This is a genomic window from Streptomyces pimonensis, from assembly GCF_041380215.1.
Lineage (GTDB): Bacteria > Actinomycetota > Actinomycetes > Streptomycetales > Streptomycetaceae > Streptomyces > Streptomyces pimonensis.
This window is the reverse complement of record NZ_JAHWZY010000009.1, coordinates 1-23,608: the sequence shown is the minus strand read 5'-3', so window position 1 is coordinate 23,608 and position 23,608 is coordinate 1. Positions and strand designations below refer to the sequence as shown.

Genomic DNA, 23,608 nt, shown 5'->3' with positions numbered 1-23,608 from the left:
CGCCCCTCTCAGGCGTCGAGAACCTGCCCGGACCGCTTGACGACCGGCGGCTGGACACTCCACGGGAAGTTGATCCACTCGTCGGTGCGCTTCCAGACGTACTCGCACTTCACCAGCGACTGCGTCTTCTCGTAGATCACGGCGCTGCGCACCTCGGCGACGGCGTCGAGGCAGAAGTCGCGCACGAGCTTGAGCGTCTTGCCGGTGTCGGCGACGTCGTCCGCGATCAGCACCTTCTTGTCGGTGAAGTCGATGGCGTTGGGCACGGGCGCGAGCATGACGGGCATCTCGAGCGTGGTCCCGACCCCGGTGTAGAACTCGACGTTCACCAGGTGGATGTTCTTGCAGTCGAGGGCGTAGGCGAGTCCGCCGGCGACGAAGACGCCGCCGCGCGCGATGCTCAGCACGACGTCGGGCTCGTACCCGTCGTCGGCGATCGTCTGGGCGAGCTCACGGACGGCGACGCCGAACTGCTCGTAGCTGAGGTTCTCGCGCATGCCGCTCACACCTCCGTCCGGTGGAAGCTGAGGTAGGACCGCGAGGCCGTCGGCCCCCGCTGCCCCTGATAACGCGACCCGTACCGCTCGCTCCCGTACGGGTGCTCGGCCGGCGAACTGAGCCGGAACATGCACAGCTGCCCGATCTTCATGCCGGGCCACAGCTTGATCGGGAGCGTCGCGAGGTTGCTGAGCTCGAGGGTCACATGCCCGGAGAACCCGGGGTCGATGAACCCGGCGGTGGAGTGGGTGACCAGCCCGAGCCGCCCGAGCGAGCTCTTCCCCTCCAGCCGCGAGGCGAGATCGTCGGGAAGCGTGATGACCTCGTACGTACTGGCCAGCACGAACTCGCCGGGGTGCAGGATGAACGGTTCGTCCCCCTCCGGCTCCACGAGCCGGGTCAGATCCGCCTGCTCGACGGAGGGGTCGATGTGGGGGTACCGGTGGTTCTCGAACACCCGGAAGTAGCGGTCGAGGCGTACGTCGATGCTGGACGGCTGCACCATGGCGTCGTCGTAGGGATCGATGCGCACCCGTCCGGCGTCGATCTCGGCCCGGATGTCCTTGTCTGAGAGAAGCACGCCCCGAGAATACGCAAGGCGCGCGGACCGGCCGCAATCGGCCACCCCACGCGCCCTCGCTGTTACCCCTGCTACCGCGCGGTTACCGCGCGCTACCGCTTCTCGAGCACCACCGGCACGACACTGCGGAGCCGCGCGCAGCGCGGACACCGCAGAAGCCGGCCGGGACCGAGTCGCTCGGCCTGCTGCATCGGAAACGAGGCGGCGGTGAACACGTGCCCATCGGCACAGCGGACGACGGTGCGCTCCATCAAGTCCAAGAGTCCCTTCCCCAAGAGGCCGCGTCTGGCGAACTACCCTGACAACAAAAGCCACATTACGGGATCAAAGGAACGCCCCTCCAGGCGGCACCCCGGACCTTCACCGTACGCCCCAACTTCTGCCCCCCGCAGCCGCATCCACCCCCTGAAACACCGTCAGGCCCCCGGGCTCGAACACCGGGGGCCTGACATGGGGTAGAGTGACGGGGCATCCGGGCACCGCTCAACGCGGGGCCTCCGGATTACGCGGGTGTAGTTTAATGGTAGAACATCAGCTTCCCAAGCTGAGAGCGCGAGTTCGATTCTCGTCACCCGCTCCATGCGAAACCCCCAGGTCATCGACCCGGGGGTTCTTTGTTGTCTGGACCAGTGAGCGGGCTGCACACCACAACCGCACCACAGGGACGCGCTACCCGTCGGCGGTCATCTCGCTGTGGTGCGGCTTGTCGCCGGTGTGGTTCTTCGCACGCTCGGCACGGACCATGCCGTCGAGCCCGGCCGCCACGTCGCGCTGCCGCTCCTCGTCGGAGTGCTGATAGATCAGCGCGGCCTTCTCGGACGACTGGCCGGCGCGCGAAGGCCCGCTTGTCCACGAAGTCGACCTGGACGAGGCGCTGGGTCACAACACCCTTGCCCGAGCCATCATGGCGACGACGGCCCTGGACGAGGTCGAGGTCCACAGTCGCGAGGTGTGCGGCTTCTCGGAGACCGACTACGAGCACAACAAGGCCCTGTGGTTGAAGGACCAGCCGCCGACGCCACTCGACGCCGATACGGTACTCCGCCAGGTCGACGAGTTCGAGTTCGAGTCGGATACCCACGCCCGCGGAGTCACTCACACGACGTTCCGCCACCTCACCGAGGTCCTCAGCCTCAACGGCACTCAGCGCGGCGAGCTACACCAGCTCCTCATCAGCGACCGACCGAACCGGCACGACGCCCCGTTGTGGAACATCGGAACATGAGCGCATTCGTGAGCGACCCGAGCCTTGACAACGTCAGGGACGCAGCCGGAGACGGCACAGAGGTCGACGTAGCCGTGCACCTCCACGACGGAACGGTCAGGCTCTCGATCCTGTGGACACAGGAGATCCTGCTGAGTGCTGACGACGCCGAACAGGTGGCCCGAGCACTCCAACGTGCCGCAGAACAGGCGCGCAGCATTACGGCAGCCCAGTCACCGGCTAGGCCAACCGACGCCTGAGCCTCACTGAGTTACAACTTTCTCTACTGGTCCAAGGCCCGCGCACGGCGCGGGCGCGCGCCGGCCCGGCTGATCTGCTGTAGCCTGCGGCCCTCCTCCATGCTGACCGGCCGGACGAACACACTCGGTCGACGTCCCACGACCACCTCCAAGATCATGTCTTGGAGGTGGTCTGCTGGCCGACGAGCAGCGGGTCGATTACCTGGCCAAGGATGCTGGCCGAGCCACTAGCGCCGCTTTCCTCGTCATAGGAGTTCGGCGGAACGACCTCGTCGAAGCCGAGATCCGTGACCGCGCGGGACACCCGAGCTTGCGGTACCGCCTGGAGCGCGTACTGCTCAGCGGGACAACGCATCTCGGAGACCGAGGACGATGAGGGCGCTCTTACCACCACAGAAATGGCAGAGTACGACCGCCTTGCAGATGAGCTGAGCAGCGCGACCACCCGCCTCGCGGACTTCAGGCAGGCGATCAACCTCAGCCTGTCCGAAGTGCGTACCGCGCACAGCAGGTGAGGCGACGATCGCAGCTGATCCGGTGGTCGCACTTCGAGTCCCCGGTCACCGCCCCTCTCTCCCCAATCGGGATATAGTCGATGGCGTCAATGATATCTACGGAGGTGCACCATGAGTCGGACAGTGATCGACCTCGACGATCAGCTGGTCGCCGACGTGGCCAAGGCCCTCGGCACCAGCACCAAGAAGGAGACGGTGAACACCGCACTGCGCGAGGTGCTGGAGAACCGTCGGCGGGCCCTGGCCCTCACCCGCCTGCGGGCCTCGGCGGCCGAGGGCGCCTTCGACCTCGACCTCTTCGAGGACAAGGGGAATTACCGCCGGTGAACGCCGCGCAATACCTGATCGACACCAGCGCACTCGCCCGCCTCCTGCGCGGCGACGCCGAGCAGTACGGATGGGACCAGGCAGCAGCAGCCGGGCTCATCGCCACCTGCCCCATCACCGAGCTGGAATTCTTCTACAGCGCACGTTCCGCCGCCGACCGCGCACAAGGCATCGAGGACATACGCCTGCTCTTCGGCTGGGTGCCGGTCGACGACCGCGCCTACGACCGCGCCTGGCGGGTCCAGGACGTCCTGACCCAGCGCGGACAGCACCGCAGCGCCGGGGCCGTCGACCTGGTGGTGGCCGCCACAGCCGAGTTGCAGGGGCTCACTCTGCTGCACCGCGACCGGGACTTCGAGTGCATCGCCGCCGTCACCGGCCAGGCGCTCCAGTGGTACGGACCCGAAGCCGGCAAATGAACCAAGGGCGAGCACCGGCCGTTCGGAAGAAGCCGCGCTCATGGGCCTTGCAGCGTACAACGAGCTTCCTCCAAGCTCTGTGCACGCGCGAAGGCGTTCCCGACTGGACGTCCGACCGACCCCCAGCTCAACACCATGCCCGTCCGAGCAGGCACTCTTCCCACCGGGCGTCGCGCTCCGTGCCCATAGCGTGCCCGTAAGAGCGGACAAGCACGGTCAACAGCGGTGCGGTCCGACGCGCACGCCCCCTCAAGCAAGAGCCATCTGCGCACGTCAGAGCCATACGGCCCGCCCAAGCGCCGTCGCTTCCCGAGCTGATGGCGCCACCGGAGTTGGCGGGGCAAGTGGCCTCAGCCCTGCCCTCGCAGTGTTCGAGTGCCTACGATCGCGCGGTGAGCTACGACATCGACTTCCTGCGCCGGCGCGACGGGCAGTCCTGGGATGAGGTCCTGGAGGCGATGGAGGACACAGCCGACGACAGCGAGCCGATTCCTGCCCGGCTCCTCGGAGCCTGGGGCCGAATAGTCCCGCAGGCCCGGGCCCTGCTGGGTGAAGTGAACATCACGGAGCACGAGCAGGAGTCGCGGGACCTGAGCCACTCGGACACGGGCATCGACCTGTCCGTCTTCGGTGACGAGGTGAGCATTACCGTGCCTTACTGGTATGCGGGGGACAACGCTGCGGTCGTGCGTGGCACGGTATTCGCCCTTTCGGCCATCGTCGAGAAGGGGACCGGGCTGACTGCCTACGACTCCAGGCGGAGCGTCCGCTGGCAGAGGCGTCGCCGCAAGGCGTGATCGGGCTGATGTCTCGGACCAACAAGGACTTGCGCAGCCGATACGGTGGCTGATCACCCGGCAACGGAAGAGTCGGCGAAACTCCGGGCCGTCTGTTCGGCGCGTGCCACAGCCGTGCCAGATCCAGAGGTCGACCACGGTCGACAAGAGCAGCCGACGGGGGTATTCCCACCTGTTAGCTCGGCCGGTGAAGCCGGCGGGAAGCAGCTGCCCTGCCTCAGCCTGGGAACGGCGAGCTCGACGGTCCCGGCCCGGGTGTCTCACTCGCGCGGGCGATAGCCGTTGCGGTGGTTGACCCTCTCATCGCTGGCCTGCCCGTACTCGGCGTTGCAGAGGGCATCGGCCTCCGCGGACATGAGGACGCCGGCGAACGTTCTGATCATCGCGCGCGGCAGATCGGGACCCACCGCGGCGAGATTCTCCTCGGCGAGGGCGTGCAGGGGCACACTGTCGGGTGCGGTCATCGTGCTGATCTCCTTCGACACTTCGACATCTCGAAGATCAGCCGGTGGCCGTTCTCATATCCGGATCCTCACTCCGACGCCAAGCCAAACGCCCGGATCGGGTGGGAACCCGTACACCAATTCCCAGGACGCAACCGACCCGCTGCAAAAAGCTCGCAAAACCATCATGCGAGACACCCTCTAGAACCGGCCATTTGACGGGCTGCTCGGCGGTGAGGGCCGACCGGCCGGGCGGGGCTTCGCCGCACGCCGAGTGGATGTCCGGCGGGTCCAGCAGTACGGGCCGGCGGAGCGGAGACGCCTCGCCCTTCACCCGCTATAGGAGCTGATGAACTGCCCATTCAGCTATTCGAAACGGAATTCATCACAGACGAACGAGTGACCGAGCCACGTCCGGGGCCGCTCCGGCCCCGGGCCGCGACCGGCAGGACCGGTCGCCTCGCCGGTAGGCCGCAGACCGAATGGATCACGCCACACGAGCCGTCCGCCTATGGCAACGATCACAGTCGACCGGGCGCGCGACTGCTAGCTTGACCCAGGAATTCGCATTGCAGAGGGGGACTGCACGGCATGACGCCATACGATTGCCTTTCAGGAATTCACTCTTCACCATGCGTTCATTTCTGTCGCCCATAAACGATCTGCATGGGTGATATCAGGCCCATAAAGGCCTCTCCCGTCATTTCATTTTCCACTTCCTGACGCAGGGCCGCTCGCGCTGCCCGGTCCGTCCGCGTCGCCGACGGACCCGTTCGGCACGCGCGGGGCACAAGCATGCGCATAAGCAAATAATCCTCCCTTTCACCTGCCTGAGGCATCTGATCGGAAAGGGTCTTTCTGTGACCACAGGACACCCGCCACACGGCCGACACCCCTTACTCGAAGACCTCTTCGGCGCACAGGTCGCCCGTACCCCGGAGTCCGTCGCCGTCATCGACGGCGACGTCCGGCTCACCTACGCCGAACTACACCGCCGGGCAAGCCGGATGGCCATGGCCCTGAGAGCCCGCGGCGTGGAGCGCGAGACCCTCGTGGCAACGGCGTTCCCCCGCTCCGCGGACGCGGTGGTGTGCATGCTCGCCGTGGTCCTCGCGGGCGGCGCCTATCTGCCCGTCAACCCGGAGTTCCCGGGGGAACGGCTGCGCATGATGCTCCAGGACTCCGGCGCCGCCCTCCTCGTGTGCGCGCCGGACACCGAAGCAGTCCTGGCTCCCGGGCTCCCGGACGGCCTTCCGCTGGTCTCCGTCCGGGAGTTGCTCGCAGCGGACCACGACGCGGGCTCGGAGCAGGTCGCCCCCGCCCCCCTCGCCGACGACCGGTCGCCCCTGGCCTACGTGATGTTCACCTCCGGCTCCACCGGCCGCCCCAAGGGGGTGATGATCGAGCAGGCAGGCATCGTCCGGCTCGTCCGGGACAGCGACTTCTACCGTTTCACCCCGCAGGACCGGCTGTTGCTCACCGGCGCCCTGGAGTTCGACGCGGCCACCTTCGAAATCTGGGGCTGCCTCCTCAACGGGGCCACCCTCTGTGTCGTCCCCGCCGAGACTCTGCTGGTCGCCCAGGAGCTGAAGGAAGCGATCCGGGAGCAGGCCGTCTCCGTCATGTGGATGACGGCCCCCCTCTTCCACCAGACCGTCGATACCGACCCCGACGTGTTCGCCGGGCTCGGCACGGTGGTGGTCGGCGGTGACGTGCTGTCGGCGCGCCATGTGAACGCGGCGCGCGCGGCACACCCCGCCCTGCGCGTCATCAACGGGTACGGGCCCACCGAGAACACCACGTTCACCACCACCCACGAGATCCGCCCGGACGAGCCCGGTCCGTTTCCCATCGGCAAGCCCGTCGCCGGCACCACCGTGCTCGTCCTCGGCTCTTCCGGCGCCCCGGCGGCCCCCGGCGAGCAGGGCGAACTCCTCACCGGCGGAACTGGTCTGGCGCGTGGCTACCTCGGCAACCCGGAGCTCACCGCGGAACGCTTCATCACCCTGGAAGGCGAGCGGTACTACCGCACCGGCGACCTGGTCAGCACCGACGCGCAGGGACTGCTCCACTTCCACGGGCGCGTGGACGACCAGGTCAAGATCCGCGGCCACCGGGTCGAGGTCAAGGAGGTCGAGTCGGTCCTGCTGTCCTGCCCCGGCGTGCGGGACGCCTGTGTCACCGTCGCCTCGGACGACGCCGGGAAGCACCTCGTCGCCCATGTCGTCGCGCAGGAGGCCACGACCGTGGCAGGCATCGCGCAGCAGCTCGCCGCCCGCCTGCCCGCCTACCTGTGCCCCGACCGCTTCGTCGCCATGGACCGGCTGCCGCTGAACGCCAACGGCAAGGTGGACAAGGCCGCCTTGCCGCCGGCACGTCCGGACGCCGCCGTCCGGGGCAGGCCCGCCCCCGCCCTCCCGGAGGCGTTGCATCCGCTCGCCGAGCTCTGGGACGACGTGCTCCACCTGAACGGCCGCCCCTTCACCGCCGAGGACGACTTCTTCGCCCTGGGCGGCAACTCCCTCGCCGTCGGCGCGCTGGTCGGCCGCCTGGCCGTCCGCAACGGCATACGGATGCCGTACCGCGAGGTGTTCGTCCACCGCACCCTGGCCGCGATGGCCGAGGCCGTCCGCAAGCACGCCGCCGGATCCGCCAGCGCCGCACCGGCCGGAGGACCGATCGAACGCGGGCCCGCCGGCGTGCCCGCGCCTCTGCACCCGCAGCAGCACGGCATGCACACCCACGCCCAGGTGGCGCCCGAGTCGCCCGCCTACCACATCCCGCTGCGCCTTGACCTGGACGGCCCCGTCACCCCGGCCGGCATCCGCGCCGCGGTCACCGAGCTGGTCCGCCGCCACGACGCGCTGCGCACCCGTCTCCTCAGCACTCCCGACGGGCCGTGCCAGGACGTGCTACCGGCGGTGTCCCTGGACTTCACGGTCTCCGACACAACCACGCACCCCGACGACGAGTCCGTTCTCGCCACCTTCGTGCGCCCCTTCGACCTGCGGACGGCACCGCTGCTGCGCGCCCTGCTGGTCCCGGTGTCCGCCTCCAGCCACCGGCTCTACCTCGACGTCCACCACATCGTCTTCGACGGCGTCTCACTGCGCATCCTCGCCGAGGAGCTGACCGAGCTGCTCGCCGGAACGGCCCTCCCCGAGCCCAAGCGGGGATACGCCGACGCCTCCCGCTGGTACGCGGCCCGGCTGGAGCAGGGCGCCTTCGCACCGGACGAGCGGTACTGGCTGGAGATGCTGGCCGACCCACCCCTCCTGGACCTGCCCACCGACCACCCCCGCCCGGCAGTCCGCGCCGAGGTGGGCGCGGTGCACCGGCTGCGCCTCGATCAGGAACGCGCCGAGGCAGTCGATCGGGTAGCCGCCCGCACCTCCACCACTGCCTACGCCGTCCTCCTCACCGCATACACGGCCGCATTGATGAGGCTCTCCGGGCAGCGGGACGTCGTCGTCGGCACCCCGATGAGCGGACGGACACACCCCGACGTCGAAACGCTGGTCGGCATGTTCGTCAACACGGCCGCCCTGCGGCTGACGGTGCCGGAAGGAGCCACCCTCACCGATTTGCTCCGAGTGGTGCACGCGCGCTACCAGGAGGCCCTGGACCACCAGTCGTACCCCTTCGACCGGGTGGTGGCCGACCTCCGGCCCGAGCGCGCCCCCTCCCGGCTGCCCGTCATCGAGGCGTTCTTCGCCCTCCAGAACATCGGGTTCCACCGCTTCGCGCGGGGACGCGTCCGGGCCGAGGTCCACCTCCTGCACGCGGGCGCCTGCCGGTTCGACCTGAACCTCCAAGTGCACCAGCGGCCCGACGGGACCGTGCTGGAACTCGAGTACAGCACCGCGCTCTTCAGCACGGCCTCCGCCCAGTACCTGCTCCACCGTGTGGCCGAACTGGTCGACGACCTCGACCGTGCGCCGCACACCCTCCTGTCCGGCCGGGCGGAACAGCCCCACATCCCGGCTCCCTCCGCCCAGGCCGACTTCACCTTCTAGAAGGACTTCCATGATCAGCTCTCTCCAGGCACGGCAAGTACTCCTCGACCACCCCGCGCAGCAGGAGTACTGGACCACCCGCATCCGGGGATGGACCGAGCCCGTCCTCCTCCTCCGCGACCACCTGCGCCCCGCCGCCGGTGCGCCGCGCACGACCACGGCCCCGCTCGCCACGGCCGTCACGGCCGCCCTGGGCCGCCTCACCTCCGGTGACCCGGTCCTGGTCCGCACCGTCGCCGCCACCGCCCTGGCCGCACTGGCGGCGCGGAGCACCGACCGGGACGACACCGTGGTCCTCCTGCCGGTGCCACCCGGCGCGCCGGCTCCCTACGACCGGGCCGTGCCGCTCGCCGCGCACTTCGGCGCCGGCCTCCCCGCCAAGGCGGTGCTGGGAGCCGTACGCGCGTCCTACCTCGAGGTCGCGGGCCACCTCGACGTGCCCGTCCACCACCTTCTGGAGCAGCACGACAGCCGTCCCACCGACTTCATGGTGTCAGTCGACGGCGACCTCGGCCCCGACGACGCCGACCGCGCGAGCGCTCCCCTGCTCTTCACTCTGCGCACCGGTCCCGAACCCCGCGTGGAACTGCGTTTCGACCCCGTGCTGTTCACCGACGAGACCGCGGACCGGCTGCTCTCGGCCTACCGGGTCCTGCTGGAGACGATCACCACGGCCCCGGACACCACGACGGACGACCTGCGGGCGCCCTCCGCGGCCGAACTGTCCCTGCTCGACGGCTTCAACAAGACCGACGCCGAGTTCCCCCGGGACCAGCTGCTGCATTCCTTCCTGGAGGAGGGCGCCCGCCTCCACGGCGACCGGATCGCCGTGACCGACGGCGACGGCACCACCTACGCCCGGCTCAACGCCGATGCCAACCGGCTTGCCAGGACGCTGCGCGAGCGCGGTGTGGGCGCCGGAAGCATCGTCGGCGTGTGCGTGCCCCGCTCCGCGGAGATGCTCACCGCGATCTACGCCGTGCTCAAGGCCGGAGGAGCCTACCTGCCGATCGACCCTACGCTTCCGGACAGCCGGATCCGCTACCTCCTCGACCACAGCGGCACCGCGCTCGTCCTCGCCACCGCCAGGACCGCCGCGGTCCTCGGCGACCGCCCCGTGCTGGACGTCGCCGACCCGGCGAACCGGGCGGCCGACGACAGCGACCTGGAGCCGGTCACCGGTCCCGAGGACGCCTGTTACGTCATCTACACCTCCGGGTCCACCGGCCGCCCCAAGGGCGTGGTCGTGGAGCACCGCGCCATCGTCAACCGCTTGTGGTGGATGCAGCGCGGCTACCCCCTCGGCGCCGACGACGTCATCCTCCACAAGACACCGTTCACCTTCGACGTGTCGGTGTGGGAGATCTTCTGGTGGTCGCTGGCGGGAGCCGCCGTCGCCACGCTGCCCAACGGCGCCGAGCGCGACCCGGCGCGCATCGCGGACCGGATCGCCGAGAGCCGCGCCACCACCCTGCACTTCGTCCCGAGCATGCTGCACGCGTTCCTGACGTACACCAAGGCCGCCGGAACCGGTGACCGCCTCGGCTCGCTGCGTCGGGTCTTCGCCAGCGGCGAGGCGCTCGCCGTCTCCCACGTGGAACTGTTCCACGCCGAGGTGCCGGACACCCTGCTGGTCAACCTCTACGGCCCCACGGAGGCCGCCGTCGACGTCAGCTGGTACGACTGCGACGCCGTCGACTCCACGCGCTCCGTACCGATCGGCCGGCCGATCGACAACATCCGCCTCCTCGTCCTCACCCGGGACGGCAGACCGGCCCCCCTGGGCACCCCCGGTGAGCTGTGCATCGCGGGGGTCGGTCTGGCCCGCGGCTACCTGCACGCCCCCGAGCTGACGGCGGACCGCTTCGTCGAGGGCCCTGAGGGCTCCGGCCGCATCTACCGCACCGGCGACCTCGCCCGGTGGCTGCCCAGCGGCGTCATCGAGTACCTCGGCCGTCTCGACACCCAGGTGAAGATCCGGGGTTACCGGATCGAGCTCGGCGAGATCGAGCACCTGGCGGCCGCGGCCCCGGGCGTCACCGAGTGCGCCGTCGCGGCCGTGACCGGGGACCGGGGCGAGAAGGCCCTGTGCGCCTACGTGGTGGCCGGTCCCGGGTTCGACGAGGCGGCGCTCCGCACGGCCCTCGAAGCGGAACTCCCCTCGTACATGGTGCCCGGCTTCGTCGTCACCGTCCCCTCCATCCCCACCAACCACAACGGCAAGCGCGACGTCTCCGCCCTGCCCGCACCCGTCCCCCGGTCCGGGGAGCAGGAGTTCACCGAACCGGCCACCGACCTCGAACGGCTGCTCGCGACGGTGTGGACGGACACGCTCGGCGTGACCCGGGTCAGCGCCCACGACAGCTTCTTCGCCCTCGGCGGCGACTCCATCCTCGCCATCCGCGTCGTGGCGGCGCTACGGCGAGCCGGCCACGAAGTGTCCGTCAGCGAGGTCTTCGCCCACCACCGGCTGCGCGACCTCGCGGCCGTGCTGCGCCCCGCCGAAGCGGCCCGGACGGCGGGATCCCACGCACCCGACGGCCCCGTGGAAGGGACTCCCCGTTCCTGGCCGGCCACGGCCCTGCAGCAGGGGATGATCTACCACAGCAGCCTCATGCCGGAAACCCCCGTCTACCACGACATCTTCCGCTACCACGTGGACGTCCCGGCCGTCGACGAGAGCGCGCTCCGCGCCGCCTGGGAAGGGCTCGCGGCACGCCACGCGGTCCTGCGCGCCCACTTCGACCTGGAAGCCGCCGACGGCCCCCGCATGGTGGTCGAGGACGCCCCGGAGCTGCCGCTCGACATCGTCGACCTGCGCGGCGAGGCCGTCCCCCTCGACTCCGTGACCGCTTGGGCCGAGGCCGAGAAGGGTCGGCCCGTGAGTCCCTCCGGGCCCGGCCCCGCCTACCGCACGCGGATCTTCCTGACCGGTGCCGGCCGGGTCGTCCTCGGCCTGAGCTTCCACCACGCCGTCCTCGACGGCTGGAGCGTCGCCTCCCTGGTCGAGGAATGGGTCGCCGACTACGGCGACCGGCTCGCCGGCCGGGCCGTGAGACGGACCGCCCTGCCGGCCCTGCAGGGCCGGTACGCCGAACTGGAGGGTGCCGCCGCGCAGGACCCGGCCCAGAGCGCGTTCTGGGCCGCCGAGCTCGACGGCGCCCAGCCGGCGGAGGTCCCGCGGCTCGGCACCGGCACCCGCGGCCGGCGGACGAGCACCGAGGTGCGCGTCCTCGCCCGCCCTCTGGACGACACGCTGCTCGAGACCCTGCGCGCACGGGCCACCGAGTGGTCCGTACCGCTCAAGAGCGTCTTCCTCGCCGCGCACCTGCGTGTCCAGGCGCTGGTCACCAACCAGGACGACATCACCACCGGCCTGGTGGCCAACGGCCGGCCCGAGGTGGACGACGCCGAGCAGGCCCTCGGCATGTTCCTCAACACCCTGCCGTTCCGCCTGCGCCTGGACGCCGGGCAGAGCTGGCGCGACCTCGCCAGGGGCTGCTTCGAGGCCGAACAGCGCATCCAGCCGTACCGTTGGTTCCCGCTGCCCGCCATCCAGAAGCTGCACGGCGGCCCCGTGTTCGACGTGCTGTTCAACTTCACCAACTTCCACGTGCACAGCCGGGAAGCCGCCGCCGGCGCGCCCGCCGTGACGGCGGCGGACTACTTCGAGCAGACGGACGCCCCGATGGTGGTGTACGTCGGCACCAACGTGTACGAGGGCAGCTGGGAGCACCGCATCGCCTACGACCCGGACCAGTTCGACGCCGGACAGGTCGCGCGGTACGCCGATTACTACCAGCGGTGCTTCCGGGCGATCGCAGAGGACGGCGGCGGGCCCTGGGCGGCGGCCGAGCTGCTGTCCGCCGCCGAGCGGGCCGAGCTGCTGCCCGCCCCGGCGCGCGAGGCGCGGCCCGAACTCGGCGGCATGCGCAACCTGGTGGACCGTTTCGAGGCCATGGCCGCCAAGCACGCCGACCGCACCGCGGTCTCCTGCGACGGCCGCAGCCTGACCTACCGCGAACTGGACCGACGCGCCAACGCGCTGGCCCTGGAGTTCGCCGGCCGCGGGGTGGCCGCGGGCGACCTGGTCGCCCTGGCCCTCGACCGCGACCTGGAGATGGTCGTCTGCGTCCTGGCGACCCTCAAGGCGGGCGCCGTGTACGTCCCCGTCGACCCCGGCTACCCGCAGGACCGGATCCGTACGACCGTCGAGGACGCCGACGTCCAGCTGGTCGTCGGCACGCCCGGGGTCTGCGCGTTGTTCCCCGGCCGCGCCACCCTGACCGGCACCGCGGCGGAGCTCGATGCGCTCGCCGGTGACGGCGCGGACACGGGGCCGGGCCACGACCTGAGGCCCGACTCCCCCGCGTACGTGATCTACACCTCCGGATCCACCGGCCGTCCCAAGGGCGTTCTGGTCACCCACGGCAACGTGCTGAGGCTCTTCGGCGCGACCGAGCACTGGTTCGACTTCGACGCCACCGACACCTGGTCCCTGTTCCACTCCTTCGCCTTCGACTTCTCCGTGTGGGAGTTGTGGGGCGCCCTCCTGTACGGCGGCCGCCTGGTCGTCGTCCCCTACTGGGTCAGCCGCTCGGTGGACGACTTCGCCCGGCTCGTGGTCGACGAGGGCGTAACCGTCCTCAATCAGACCCCCTCGGCGTTCACCCAGGTCAAGCAGGCACTCATGGCGCGGGCCGGCCGCGACGACGTCCAACTGCGCCATGTCGTCTTCGGCGGTGAGGCCCTGGACTTTGCCTCGCTCGCCGACTGGTTCGCCCACTTCGGCGACGAGCGGCCCCGACTGGTCAACATGTACGGCATCACCGAGACGACGGTGCACGTCACCTACCGGCCGGTGACCGCGGCGGACTGCGCGGCGCCCGGCAGCCTCATCGGCGTGCCGATCCCCGACCTCGGCCTCTACCTGCTGGACGGTCTCGGCCGGCCGGTGCCGGTCGGCACCGTCGGCGAACTGACCGTGACCGGCGCCGGCGTCAGTCGCGGTTACCTCGGCCGCCCCGAGGAGAACGCCCGGCGGTTCGTCGAACTGGACCTGGGGCACGGGCGGGTGCGGGCGTACCGCTCCGGCGACCTGGCCAGGAGGCTGCCCGGCGGCGAGGTCGAGTACCTCGGCCGCGGCGACGCGCAGGTCAAGATCCAGGGCTACCGCATCGAGACCGGCGACATCGAGGCAGCCCTGTCCTCGCACCCCGCCGTCGACTCCTCCCTGGTCGTGGCGTTCACCCGGAACTCCGGCGGCAAGGCGCTGGCCGGCTACTACGTACCCCAGGCCGGCGCGCGCCCGGATCCCGCCGAACTGCGGAGCCACCTGGCCGGCCGGCTGCCCGGCTATATGGTCCCCGGCTTCCTCATCGAGGTGGAACGGTGGCCGCTGACGCTCAACGGAAAGACGGACCGCCGGGCCCTGCCCGACCCCGAGCAGCACCTGGCCTCCGCGTCCCACGCCCACACCCCGCCTCGCGACGCCGCCGAAGCCGCCGTGGCCGCGGTGTGGCAGGACGTGCTCGGCATGCCCCGGGTCGGCATCGACGACGCCTACCACGGCCTGGGGGGCGACTCCCTGCAGGGCATCCGGCTGGTGGGCGCGCTACGCCGGGCCGGCTTCAAGGTTGCCCTCCACGACCTGTTCCGGGTCCAGACGATTCGCGCCCTGGCCGACGAGGGCCTGATCGGATCTGTTCCCTCGGGCCGGGAGGGGGCCGCCGGCACGGACGCCGGGGAACCGTTCGACCTGCTGACCGCCGAGGACCGGGCCGCCGTACCGGCCGGGGTGGTCGACGCCTACCCGGCCACGCGGCTACAGCTCGGGATGATCTACCACACGGAGGTCGAGCCCGCGCAGGCCGCCTTCCACGATCTGATCCGCTACCGCATCGACCTCCCCTTCCGCGAGGAGGTCCTCACCGCCCTGCTGGCCGACATGGTCGGAGCGCACGAACTCCTCCGGACCTCCTTCGTGCTGTCCGGGTACAGCGAGCCGCTGCAGCTCGTGCACGGACACGGGCAGGTGAACCTGACCGTGTACGACCTCGCGCACCTCGGCGCGGACGCCCGCGCCGCGGCGATCGACACCTGGTTCGAGGCGGAGAAGAGCACGGGGTTCGTCTGGAGCGCGCCCACGCTGATGCGCTTCTTCGTCCACCGCGAGTCGGACGACTCCTTCCACTTCTCCGTCAGCTTCCACCACGCGATCATCGACGGCTGGAGCTTCTCCGGTCTGATGGCCCGGCTGCTGGAGAACTACCGCCGGGCCCTGGCGGGCGAGGAGCCCGTCGCCGAGGAACCCGCGCCGCTCCCCTACCGCGCCTATGTGCGGCTGGAGGCGCGCGCCCAGCAGGACGGGGCCGCCCGGACCTACTGGACAGGGCTCCTCGCCGACGCCGCCTACACCAAGCTGCCGCGGCTCCCCGAGCCGGGCGCCCGCTGGGCGGAGGCGGAGCTCCTGCTGGACGAGGAGCGGACCGCGCGCCTGGGCGCTCTCGCCGCCCGGCACGGCGTCTCCCTCAAGGACGTCTGCCTGGCCTCGCACTTCCGCGCCCTGTCTCTGATCACCGGGGCCGACGACGTTACCACCGGTGTCTTCGGCCACGGCCGGCCCGAGCACATGGATGCCGACCGCATGGTGGGCCTCTTCCTGAACATCGTGCCGCTGCGGGTGAGGACGGCCGGCGGCCCACTCCCGGAGCTGGTCGCGGAGGTGAACCGGATCGGGCACGAGCACCTGCCGCACCGCCGCTACGCCCACGCCTCCATCCAGCGGGACCTCGGCGGCCGCCGGCTGGTGGAGACGGCGTTCAACTTCGTCAACTTCAGCGCCTACGCCGACCAGCTGGGCGCCGACGGCGGCGAGGTGATCGGCGACCTCGCCTGGTTCGAGCACACGGACTTCGCCCTGCTGGTGACCTTCAACGCGGACTTGTTCACACAGCGGCTGAAGGTGAACCTCAATGCCGCCGCCGGCGTGCTCGGACGGCGTGCGGTGCGGACCGTCGCCCAGGTGTACGAGGCGGTGCTGGACGCGATGACGGGGGACGAAGCAGCCGAGTCCCGCATCCCCGGGCTGCTCGCCGCCCTGCCCCGCCCGGCGGGCACCGGGCCGGACGGCTACGACCGCCCCGCCGCGGCCGTGCCGAGTGCCCTCGCGGACCTGACGGACGCGGACCGGGCCCGGCTCGACGAACTCCTCTCCCATGTCCATCCGGACCGGGACGCGCCGGTCGACTCCCTGACCGCGGTCCGACTGGCCGCAGCTGTCCAGGAGGCGTTCGGTCTGCGGGTACCGCTGCCCCTGCTCCTCGACCGCGGTGTCGCCGCGCTGGGCCGGTGACCGGATGAAGGCTACGTTCTCGACGATCCTGCTGAGTTCGCTCGGCTCCACCGTCCTGTGGCTGCTGCTCGTGCCGGGCTTCGCGGCGCAGACCGGGTCCGACGGACTGGTGGGACTGCTGGGCATGGAGCGCCAAGTGCTCGGTGTGGTGGGCGCCCTGCTGATCGGCTACTGGGCCGACCGCGGGCTGATCCACCGCAAGTTCGCCTTCCTCCAGTGGTTGCAGCTGGCCCTGGCCGCGGTGTTCCTGCTGATGACCGTGCTGGACGCCGCGGGCCCGGACTTCGTGCTGGTCTGGACGGCGCTGCGGTTCGCGCTGGTCGGCGCCTGCTCGGTGCTCGCGTACCGGCTGCTGGCCGATGCCTCCGGCTCCAGCGCGCAGGGCGCGGTGCTGCAGATGGTGACCTCGCCGCAGGGAGCGATGGTGTTCGCCTCGGTGATCTGCGCGTCCGTCCCGGTGTGGACCTCGCACTCGCTGACGGTGGCGCTGGTCTTCGACGTCGTCGCCTCGATGGCGGTGCTCGTCCTCCTCGCGCCGCGCCTGGAGCGCCCGGCGCCGGGGGCCGGCGGGTACGAGCTGGGCTGGGACGACATCGCGGGCCGTCTCGCCGGGGCCGTGAAGAGCTACTGGCTGCCCCAGCTCTGGCCCTGGAACCTGCTCCAGATCGGGTTCCTGGTCAGCCTGGCCGGCATGATGGTGTACGCGAGTGTGCTCGCCGAGGGCCAGGACCTCGTGCCCAGCGGGATCGCGTTCTCCAGCGCCTGGTTCTTCTACGGGCTGGCGTTCTGGCTGACCGCGCCCCTGCTGCGCCGCCCCGCCGCGGCACAACGGTGGGCCTTCGTCTTCGCCGCGGTCCTCACGGTGTGCGGAGCGGTCAGCGCCGTGGCCGGCCGCTCCGCGTACGGCGTGCACATGGCCCTGTACATCGTCCTGACCTTCGTCAACGCCTACTGGATCCACTTCACCAACGCGCGGATCCTGGAGCCCGCACCCAAAGACCGGCTCGGCCAGATTCGGGCAAGCATGATTTTCTACCTGGGTGTGGTGTTCGGCGTCGGCGAGCAGGCCGTGGGCCTGTTGCTGGAGCTGTCCCGAGGCATGCTCTTCCTCGACCTGCTGCACATCGCCGGAGGCATCGCGCTGGCCGGCGCGCTGCTCGTCATCCGCAACCGCTTCAGCCACACCGCCCCGGTGCCGACGGGCTGACGAAAGAAAGGTGCCCCATGTCTCCGGAGGAGATCGTCGACGGCCAGCTGGCCGCCTACAACGCGCGTGACCTGAAGGCGTTCCTGGATTACTACGTCGAGGACGTCCCCGTGCACGCTTTCCCGTCCGGCGAGGTGATGACGGACCGCTCGGGCCCGGCGTTCCGGGAGCGGTACGCCACCCTCTTCGACAGCAGTCCGGACCTGCACGCAGAACTCGTCTCCCGGGTGGTCCACGGCCGGCTCGTGATCGACCAGGAGGTCGTCACCGGGTTCATGGGCGGTGACGTCCGGACCGCGGTCGCCCTGTACGAGGTCGGCGAGGACCGCATCGAGAAGGTGTGGTTCGCGGTCTGACCCGACCGGCGACCTCGGGCACGTGACCGACCCCTGGGGGCGTACCTCGCGCTACGCCCCCAGGGGTATCGGGAAGGCCAGAACCTGAGGACGAAGTCGTGGACGGTGCCGGTGCTGCCCGGCATGACGTCGTCGACGCGGAGCTTCCACATGCCGCTGGTGTCGACGGTGTACACCTTCTTGATCACACCGCCCTCCCCGGGTGATCCGGAGCCCTTGAGAAGGGTCAGCGATCCGTCCGGGGCGACGAGGCCGATCTTGAGGTGGACGAGATCGGCTTGCTCAACGTGGACGTCGACCTGAGTGCGGGCCGAGCCGGTGCCGGTCGGGCCGGTAACCGCGGCCCGGATCTGCTCGCGTAGTCGTCGTCCGGGATCTGCTCGGCTGTCTGGATTCTCGTGGGAGGGGAGGCCGAGCGACCAGGCGTTGGGCTGCCCGGTCGAGTCAACAGCGGTGCCCCAGGACACCCACGCCCAACGCAGCACATCGAATCCACGCAGGCCGACGGCTACGCGACCGCCCAAGCGCCGTCGCTTCCCGGGCTGAGAGCGCGAGTTCGGTTCTCGTCACCCGCTCCTTGCGAAGCCCAGGGTCGGCGACCTGGGGCTTGTGTGTCGTCGGCCGTTCGGCGCCTGTTCGCGCCTCCGGGGAGTGCGAGTACCGGGCACGCGCAGGGCACGACTTCTCCGCCCACAGGACGGCTTCACCGCTCCCGGCGCCGCCGGACGCCACTGAGTTGCGGATGCGCCGCGTACACCGCGGCTCTCGCATGTACGAGCCCTCGGCTTGCCGTTCCCGCGGCGGGTCGGCCCCGAACGTGCGCCGGGCCGCGCCCGAGTGGGCGCGGCCCTCCGCCGGAAGGGAAAGCGGCCGTGCGCCTCAGCGGTGGTGGGGCGAGGTCAGGTAGTGCTGCCTGAGGAGCTCTTTTCCGTAGTCGTTGCCGTTGGGGGTGCGGATGACGGAGTGGACGTGCCTCTGGGTCGGGCCGTCGCCCTGAGAGGCCCCGTAGGCGCCGGCGAGGGGACCGGGGCCCTGGCAGTCGACCTCGACCCACACGACGGGGCTGTGCACACGGACGTAGAAGGCCGAGTCGTCCTCGATGCCTCCGGCCCAGGTGACGTAGGTGTCGGCGAGGTGCCTGCCGACTTCGGCCATCCTCACCCGCGCGGCGTCGGCCTTGGCACGGCCCACGAAGGCCTCGACGATGCCGAGGAGTTTCTTCCTCTGCACGGCGGTGAGAGTGTCGCAGCGCAGGCCCTCGTACGCCTGGACCGTGTTGTCGGAGAACGCTCCCGCCTTCATGGACTCGTTCGACTTGGTCGAGGAGGCGATGGCGACCTTCTGCTGGGCCGGTGTGAGGGAGTTGACGAAGGCCAGGCTCGCCACGACCTCCTCGTGGCAGACCGTGACGGTCTCGCCGTCGATGTCCATCGAGGTCGGCTCCGAGCCCCAGAAGCAGGGGCTCATCACTACCTGGTCGCCCAGGACGAAGTAGTTGATGACCAGGTGGTGGCCGTCGAACTGGAAGCCCCAGGGCTCGGTCCCGGAGGGGGTGCCCATCACCGTCCAGTAGAAGGCGTCCTCGTTGAAGGCGTCCGTGTTGTCGATCGCCTCGCCTGCCGCCTGGTTGATCCTGCGGATCCTCTCCGTCGTCTCCAGGCCGTCGGCGCTCAGTGCCGCCTTCAGCAGGGCGGTTCCGAGAGCCTTCTGGTCGTCGCTCAGATCGGCGAGGGAGACGCCCTGACGGTCGTAGGCGTCGACGTTGCTCCACAGACGCCACTCGGTGGAGTGGACGGTGAACTGGGTCGAGGTCTTCTGCTCGTCGCTGAGACCGGAGAGGAAGGCGTTCGCCGCGGCGACGACGGGGGCGGTGGCGACCTTGGCGGAGTGGATCGTGAACAGGTCGTCGACGCGCTTCCCGTCGGTGGTCAGACCGAAGAAGTCCTCGGTGATCGTCTGGTTGCCCGGGCCTCCGGCCCCGCCGCCGGGGCCTCCGACGGGGGGACCGCTCGGGGTGGCGGAGGCCGAGGTGCCGGCCGTTCCGGTGGTGTCCTCGGCGAGTGCGGCCCAGGCACCGGCACCGCCCGTCGTGGCGACGGCGGTGGCGCCCGAAGCGAAGAAGACCTTGCGCATGAAGGTGCGGCGGCTCGCGTGGGCGCGACGGCCGTTCCCCTGCTCAGGCTCCCGCGCCGCGCTCCCGCCGGTGTCGAGCTCGGTCATCTTCGCTGACTCCCTTCGTCAGGCCCACCACCCGTGGTCGGCCACCTGACGGCAACCCTGGGCGACCGAACTGAGGCTGAGCTGAACCGGCTTCCGTGCGGCAGCCGAAGACGGCGCGCACATCGCCATGCGCGGTATGGCCGACCTGCGTGTCTTTGAATGTGCTGAGGATTCGTGGCGCAGGGCGCCGGAGCCCGGCGCCGCGAGGCCGTACGAAGGGCCGGCGGACGCACGCGGAAGGGAAGACGACTCCAGGCCACCGGGGCGGCGGCGGTGGAGTGACGGGACGCGCGGGGCGGCGGCCCGGCGCGGTGCGGGCCGGGCCAGGGTGCGGTGCGGGTGTGGAGCGCGGTCCGTCGGCTCGACGCGTTCGCGGGTCGCTCAGGCCGGCATCGGTGTCGTGTGTGCCGCGGGCGGTGTGGACCGGTCGCCGGCGGCGTACGGCAGCGTGACCGTGATCTCCGTGCGTCCTGGCTCGCTTTCGACGCCGATGTGTCCGCCGTGCGCCTGAGTGATCGCCGCGGCGATGGCCAGGCCCAGGCCCGAGCCGCCGCTCTCGCCGGGGGTGCGGGAGCGGGAGGTGTCCGCGCGGGTGAAGCGTTCGAAGACGGACGGGAGCAGGTCGGGCGGGATGCCCGGGCCGTCGTCCCGTACGCGGATCACGCAGCACGCGCGCGTGGCCTCCACGACGACGGTGATCCGCGTGCCGGACGGTGTGTGAACGCGGGCGTTGGCCAGCAGATTGGCCAGGACCTGGGTCAGCCGGTCCGGATCACCGGTCACCGTGGCCGGTTCGTCGAGGCGCAGCGCGAGCTGCCAGTCATGGTCGTCGCCCGCCGCCCGCGCGTCCCACACCGCCTCCGCCACCAGGGTCGCGAGGTCGAGCTCCTCCTCCAGCAGCGGCCGTCCCTCGTCGAGGCGGGCGAGCAGCAACAGGTCCTCGACGAGCCCGGTCATGCGGGCCGACTGGGCGGAGACCCGGCGCCACGCCAGCCGGGGCTCGATCCTCGCCGTGCCCCGGACCATCAGCTCGGCGTATCCGGCGATGGACGCGAGCGGGGTGCGCAGTTCGTGGCTGGCGTCGGCGAGGAAGCGGCGCACGCGGTCCTCGCTGCGCCGGCGCCCTGCCAGCGCGGACTCCACGCGGTCGATCAGATGGTTGAGCGCGGCTCCCACCTGGCCGGTTTCGGTGGCGGGGTCGGTGTCCCTGGCGGGGACGCGGGGGAGACCGGTGACCTCCCCCCGGTCCAGCGACGCACACGCGACCTCGACGGCGGTGGCGGCCACCCGGCCGAGCGGGCGCAGCTGGTGGCGTATGAGTACCGCGCACAGACAGCCCGCGACCGCGAGGCCGACGGTGGCGATCACCGCCTCGGTCACGACCAGTTCGTGGACCGTGTCCTGTACGTCGTCCATGGGCAGCCCGGCCAGTACGGGGGCGCCGTCGCCGCTGACGGCGGCGACGCGGTAGGCGCCGAGGCCGGGGACGGTGCGGGTGTGTGGCGTGCCGTCCGCGGTGATCCCGCTCAGCGCCGCGCGCTGGGCGGCGCTGAGGGCCGTGCGGCGGCCGTCCGCGGCCACCACCTCGGCGGCGGTGACCCGCCCGTCGGCGAGGCGGGCCGCAACAGTGCCGGCAGGCTGTCCCCGCTCGCTGAGGAAGCTCAGGTCCGTGGCGCTCCCCGCGCGGGAGCGGACTCCTCCCTGGGTCCGCTCGACGGCGTCACGGACGCGCTGGTCCAGGTCGTCCAGCAGGTGGGCGCGCTGGACCAGGACCGTGGTGAGCGCCATCGCCGCGCACACCGCGCACAGGACCGTGGAGGTGAGCAGCACCAGCCGGATCCGCAGCGAGCGGCCCCGCAGGGGGTTCGGTGCCCTTCTCCGCGGGGACATCGTGTCCTGTCCCTGGCTGGGCGTCATGTGCCGTCGACCGCTGCTCTGATGACGTAGCCGGCGCCGCGCACCGTGTGGATCATCGGCGCTCGCCCTTTGTCGATCTTCGCGCGCAGACCGTAGATGTAGACCTCGACCAGGTTTCCCTCGTTGTCGAACGAGCCGTCCCAGACCTCGTCGAGGATCTGTGCCTTGCTGAGCACCTGGCGCGGATGCTTCATCAGGAAGCCGAGCAGGTCGAACTCCTTCGCGGTGAGTGCGATCGGCGTCCCGTCACGCTGCACCCGGCGGGTCTTCTCGGCCAGTACCAGATCGCCCAGCACGCGTACGGGCTCGTCCGCCCCCTCCTGTTCGGCGCCGGCGCGGCGCAGCAGGCCGCGCAGCCGCAGCATGACCTCCTCCAGCGAGAAGGGCTTGGTCACGTAGTCGTCCGCGCCCGCCGACAGCCCGTCGATGCGGTGTTCCAGCTTGTCGCGGGCGGTGAGCATGAGCACGGGCAGATGCGCGTTCTCGTACCGCAGGCGCCGCAGTACGTGCACGCCGTCCAGGTCGGGCAGCATCCAGTCCAGGACGACGGCGTGCGGGGCGCAGCTGCGGGCGAGCGTCAGGGCACTTTGTCCGTCGTTCGCCCGAAAGGGCTGCCAGCCCGTCTCGGTGACGGCCCATGACAGCAGCTCGGTGAGCTCGGGCTCGTCGTCGACGATCAGCACACGCACCGCGCTCCGGCGGGTCCCACAAGCGGCAGGCATGCCACGGAGCCTGCCCCGCGCCCCTGAGAGCGGCCTGTGGGTGATCCGTCACCCGGCCATGGGTTCGGGCAGCCGTCCGCACAGGCGCGAAGGGGCCGGGGGAGGACATCCGGGCGAGCCGGACCGGGGGCGGCAGGCGTTCGCGCGCCCGCTCCGGCCGTCGATCTCCGGAGCTTGTGCCCACAGCGTGCCCGTCGAGGACCTTCTCGGCCGCCTCGATGACGCCCCGCTCATCGTGACCGGGCAGTTCCCCCGACGACGGCCGCACAGGCGGCCACCTCGTCCCGGGGTCCGCGTCGAAGGTGCGCGAGAAGGAGCCGGCGATGACGAGGAACGCCGGCATGCGGAAGGCGCGGACGAGCGTGCACAGCGCGGTGACGTCCCGGCCGCCCTCGCGCAGCGGCTCCCACGCGTGCCCTGCCGCCACCGGCCCGATCGCGGGGTGCTCCGCGTTGTCGAGGAACGCGTCCCGCTGCTCGACCGGATTCGGAGCCGCCGTCGGAGCAGCAGTCTCGCCCCCTCCCGCGTGGGTGGACAGCGACTGCCCCCGCCGCACCTCGGCGGCCGGGGGAACCGGGCGCAGGGTGTCACTCACCGGCCCTCCCGAAGCAACCCGGGCCCTCGGTTCCCCGGCTCACAGCGGATACGGCTGTGGTGTGGGCAGAGAACATCGTCAGCACCCTGATCGGCATCTCCGTGCGACCGCTCCACCACGCCAGTCGGGCGCACACGAACCGGGCCGCCCCGTGCGGGAGCGCGCACGGGGCGGTCCC

The 23,608-nt window shown here is 70.8% G+C and carries 15 protein-coding genes, 1 tRNA gene and 3 pseudogenes; 10 read left to right on the top strand and 9 right to left on the bottom strand.

Features of this window, described 5'->3' with window-relative positions; translation table 11 throughout:
* Positions 1 to 8: 8 nt before the first annotated feature.
* Together KYY02_RS11425 and dcd are read right to left on the bottom strand one after the other, a co-directional pair.
* Positions 9 to 506, bottom strand: a complete 498-nt coding sequence (locus KYY02_RS11425; RefSeq protein ID WP_371237754.1) for a phosphoribosyltransferase — start codon at positions 504 to 506, stop codon at positions 9 to 11.
* Positions 503 to 1,078 carry a dCTP deaminase gene (gene dcd / locus KYY02_RS11420; protein WP_371237752.1) on the bottom strand — a complete coding sequence of 192 codons (576 nt, stop codon included), beginning with the start codon at positions 1,076 to 1,078 and terminating at the stop codon, positions 503 to 505. Before dcd ends, KYY02_RS11425 begins: the two co-directional genes overlap by 4 nt.
* Positions 1,079 to 1,584: 506 nt before the next feature.
* Here dcd and KYY02_RS11415 point away from each other — a divergent pair.
* A tRNA-Gly gene (locus tag KYY02_RS11415) sits at positions 1,585 to 1,658 on the top strand.
* A gap of 89 nt (positions 1,659 to 1,747) precedes the next feature.
* On the opposite strand, the pseudogene KYY02_RS34060 reads toward KYY02_RS11415, so the two are convergent.
* Positions 1,748 to 1,912 (bottom strand): annotated as a pseudogene (locus KYY02_RS34060) (tyrosine-type recombinase/integrase); the annotation flags it as partial.
* A 70-nt stretch (positions 1,913 to 1,982) separates the two neighbouring features.
* Between KYY02_RS34060 and KYY02_RS11410 the strand changes: the two are divergent.
* The gene (locus tag KYY02_RS11410; protein WP_371237750.1) at positions 1,983 to 2,303 is read left to right on the top strand and encodes a hypothetical protein; all 321 of its coding nucleotides are present in this window, start codon (positions 1,983 to 1,985) and stop codon (positions 2,301 to 2,303) included.
* The gene (locus KYY02_RS11405) at positions 2,300 to 2,542 is read left to right on the top strand and encodes a hypothetical protein (RefSeq protein ID WP_371237748.1); all 243 of its coding nucleotides are present in this window, start codon (positions 2,300 to 2,302) and stop codon (positions 2,540 to 2,542) included. Before KYY02_RS11410 ends, KYY02_RS11405 begins: the two co-directional genes overlap by 4 nt.
* 154 nt (positions 2,543 to 2,696) lie before the next feature.
* Here KYY02_RS11405 and KYY02_RS11400 read toward each other — a convergent pair whose 3' ends face one another.
* Positions 2,697 to 2,846 (bottom strand): hypothetical protein, encoded by a 150-nt coding sequence (locus KYY02_RS11400; protein ID WP_371237747.1) that lies wholly within the window; start codon positions 2,844 to 2,846, stop codon positions 2,697 to 2,699.
* Positions 2,847 to 3,168: 322 nt separating this feature from the next.
* Between KYY02_RS11400 and KYY02_RS11395 the strand changes: the two genes are divergently transcribed.
* From KYY02_RS11395 to KYY02_RS11385, 3 genes are all read left to right on the top strand, one after another.
* Positions 3,169 to 3,384, top strand: a complete 216-nt coding sequence (locus KYY02_RS11395) for a type II toxin-antitoxin system VapB family antitoxin (protein WP_215447885.1) — start codon at positions 3,169 to 3,171, stop codon at positions 3,382 to 3,384.
* Complete coding sequence (locus KYY02_RS11390) at positions 3,381 to 3,803, top strand: PIN domain nuclease (protein ID WP_371237745.1); 423 nt, start codon at positions 3,381 to 3,383, stop codon at positions 3,801 to 3,803. Before KYY02_RS11395 ends, KYY02_RS11390 begins: the two co-directional genes overlap by 4 nt.
* 392 nt (positions 3,804 to 4,195) lie before the next feature.
* Positions 4,196 to 4,600: a hypothetical protein gene (locus KYY02_RS11385; protein WP_371237744.1), complete on the top strand. Its 405-nt coding sequence runs from the start codon at positions 4,196 to 4,198 to the stop codon at positions 4,598 to 4,600.
* Between the two features lie 197 nt (positions 4,601 to 4,797).
* Here the strand turns inward: KYY02_RS11385 and KYY02_RS11380 are convergent.
* A pseudogene (locus tag KYY02_RS11380) lies at positions 4,798 to 5,064 on the bottom strand (transposase); the annotation flags it as partial.
* An 839-nt stretch (positions 5,065 to 5,903) separates the two neighbouring features.
* Here KYY02_RS11380 and KYY02_RS11375 point away from each other — a divergent pair.
* Genes KYY02_RS11375 through KYY02_RS11360 form a run of 4 tightly spaced genes read left to right on the top strand, consistent with a single transcriptional unit; the run spans position 5,904 to position 17,976 of the window.
* Positions 5,904 to 9,059: a non-ribosomal peptide synthetase gene (locus KYY02_RS11375; protein WP_371237742.1), complete on the top strand. Its 3,156-nt coding sequence runs from the start codon at positions 5,904 to 5,906 to the stop codon at positions 9,057 to 9,059.
* A gap of 10 nt (positions 9,060 to 9,069) precedes the next feature.
* Positions 9,070 to 16,413, top strand: a complete 7,344-nt coding sequence (locus KYY02_RS11370; protein ID WP_371237740.1) for a non-ribosomal peptide synthetase — start codon at positions 9,070 to 9,072, stop codon at positions 16,411 to 16,413.
* A gap of 4 nt (positions 16,414 to 16,417) precedes the next feature.
* Positions 16,418 to 17,620 carry an MFS transporter gene (locus tag KYY02_RS11365; protein ID WP_371237739.1) on the top strand — a complete coding sequence of 401 codons (1,203 nt, stop codon included), beginning with the start codon at positions 16,418 to 16,420 and terminating at the stop codon, positions 17,618 to 17,620.
* A gap of 17 nt (positions 17,621 to 17,637) precedes the next feature.
* A complete protein-coding gene (locus KYY02_RS11360; RefSeq protein WP_371237738.1) occupies positions 17,638 to 17,976 on the top strand; it encodes a nuclear transport factor 2 family protein in 339 nt (112 codons plus the stop codon).
* A gap of 92 nt (positions 17,977 to 18,068) precedes the next feature.
* Here KYY02_RS11360 and KYY02_RS11355 read toward each other — a convergent pair.
* From KYY02_RS11355 to KYY02_RS11340, 4 genes and pseudogenes are all read right to left on the bottom strand, one after another.
* A pseudogene (locus KYY02_RS11355) lies at positions 18,069 to 18,443 on the bottom strand (proprotein convertase P-domain-containing protein); the annotation flags it as partial.
* A gap of 412 nt (positions 18,444 to 18,855) precedes the next feature.
* Positions 18,856 to 20,196, bottom strand: coding sequence for a DUF3500 domain-containing protein (locus KYY02_RS11350; protein WP_371237736.1), 1,341 nt, complete (start codon positions 20,194 to 20,196; stop codon positions 18,856 to 18,858).
* 381 nt (positions 20,197 to 20,577) lie between these two features.
* Positions 20,578 to 22,086, bottom strand: a complete 1,509-nt coding sequence (locus KYY02_RS11345; RefSeq protein ID WP_371237734.1) for a sensor histidine kinase — start codon at positions 22,084 to 22,086, stop codon at positions 20,578 to 20,580.
* Between the two features lie 23 nt (positions 22,087 to 22,109).
* Entirely contained in the window at positions 22,110 to 22,835 is a 726-nt protein-coding gene (locus KYY02_RS11340; protein WP_371237733.1) for a response regulator transcription factor, read from the bottom strand.
* Between the last annotated feature and the right edge of the window lie 773 nt (positions 22,836 to 23,608).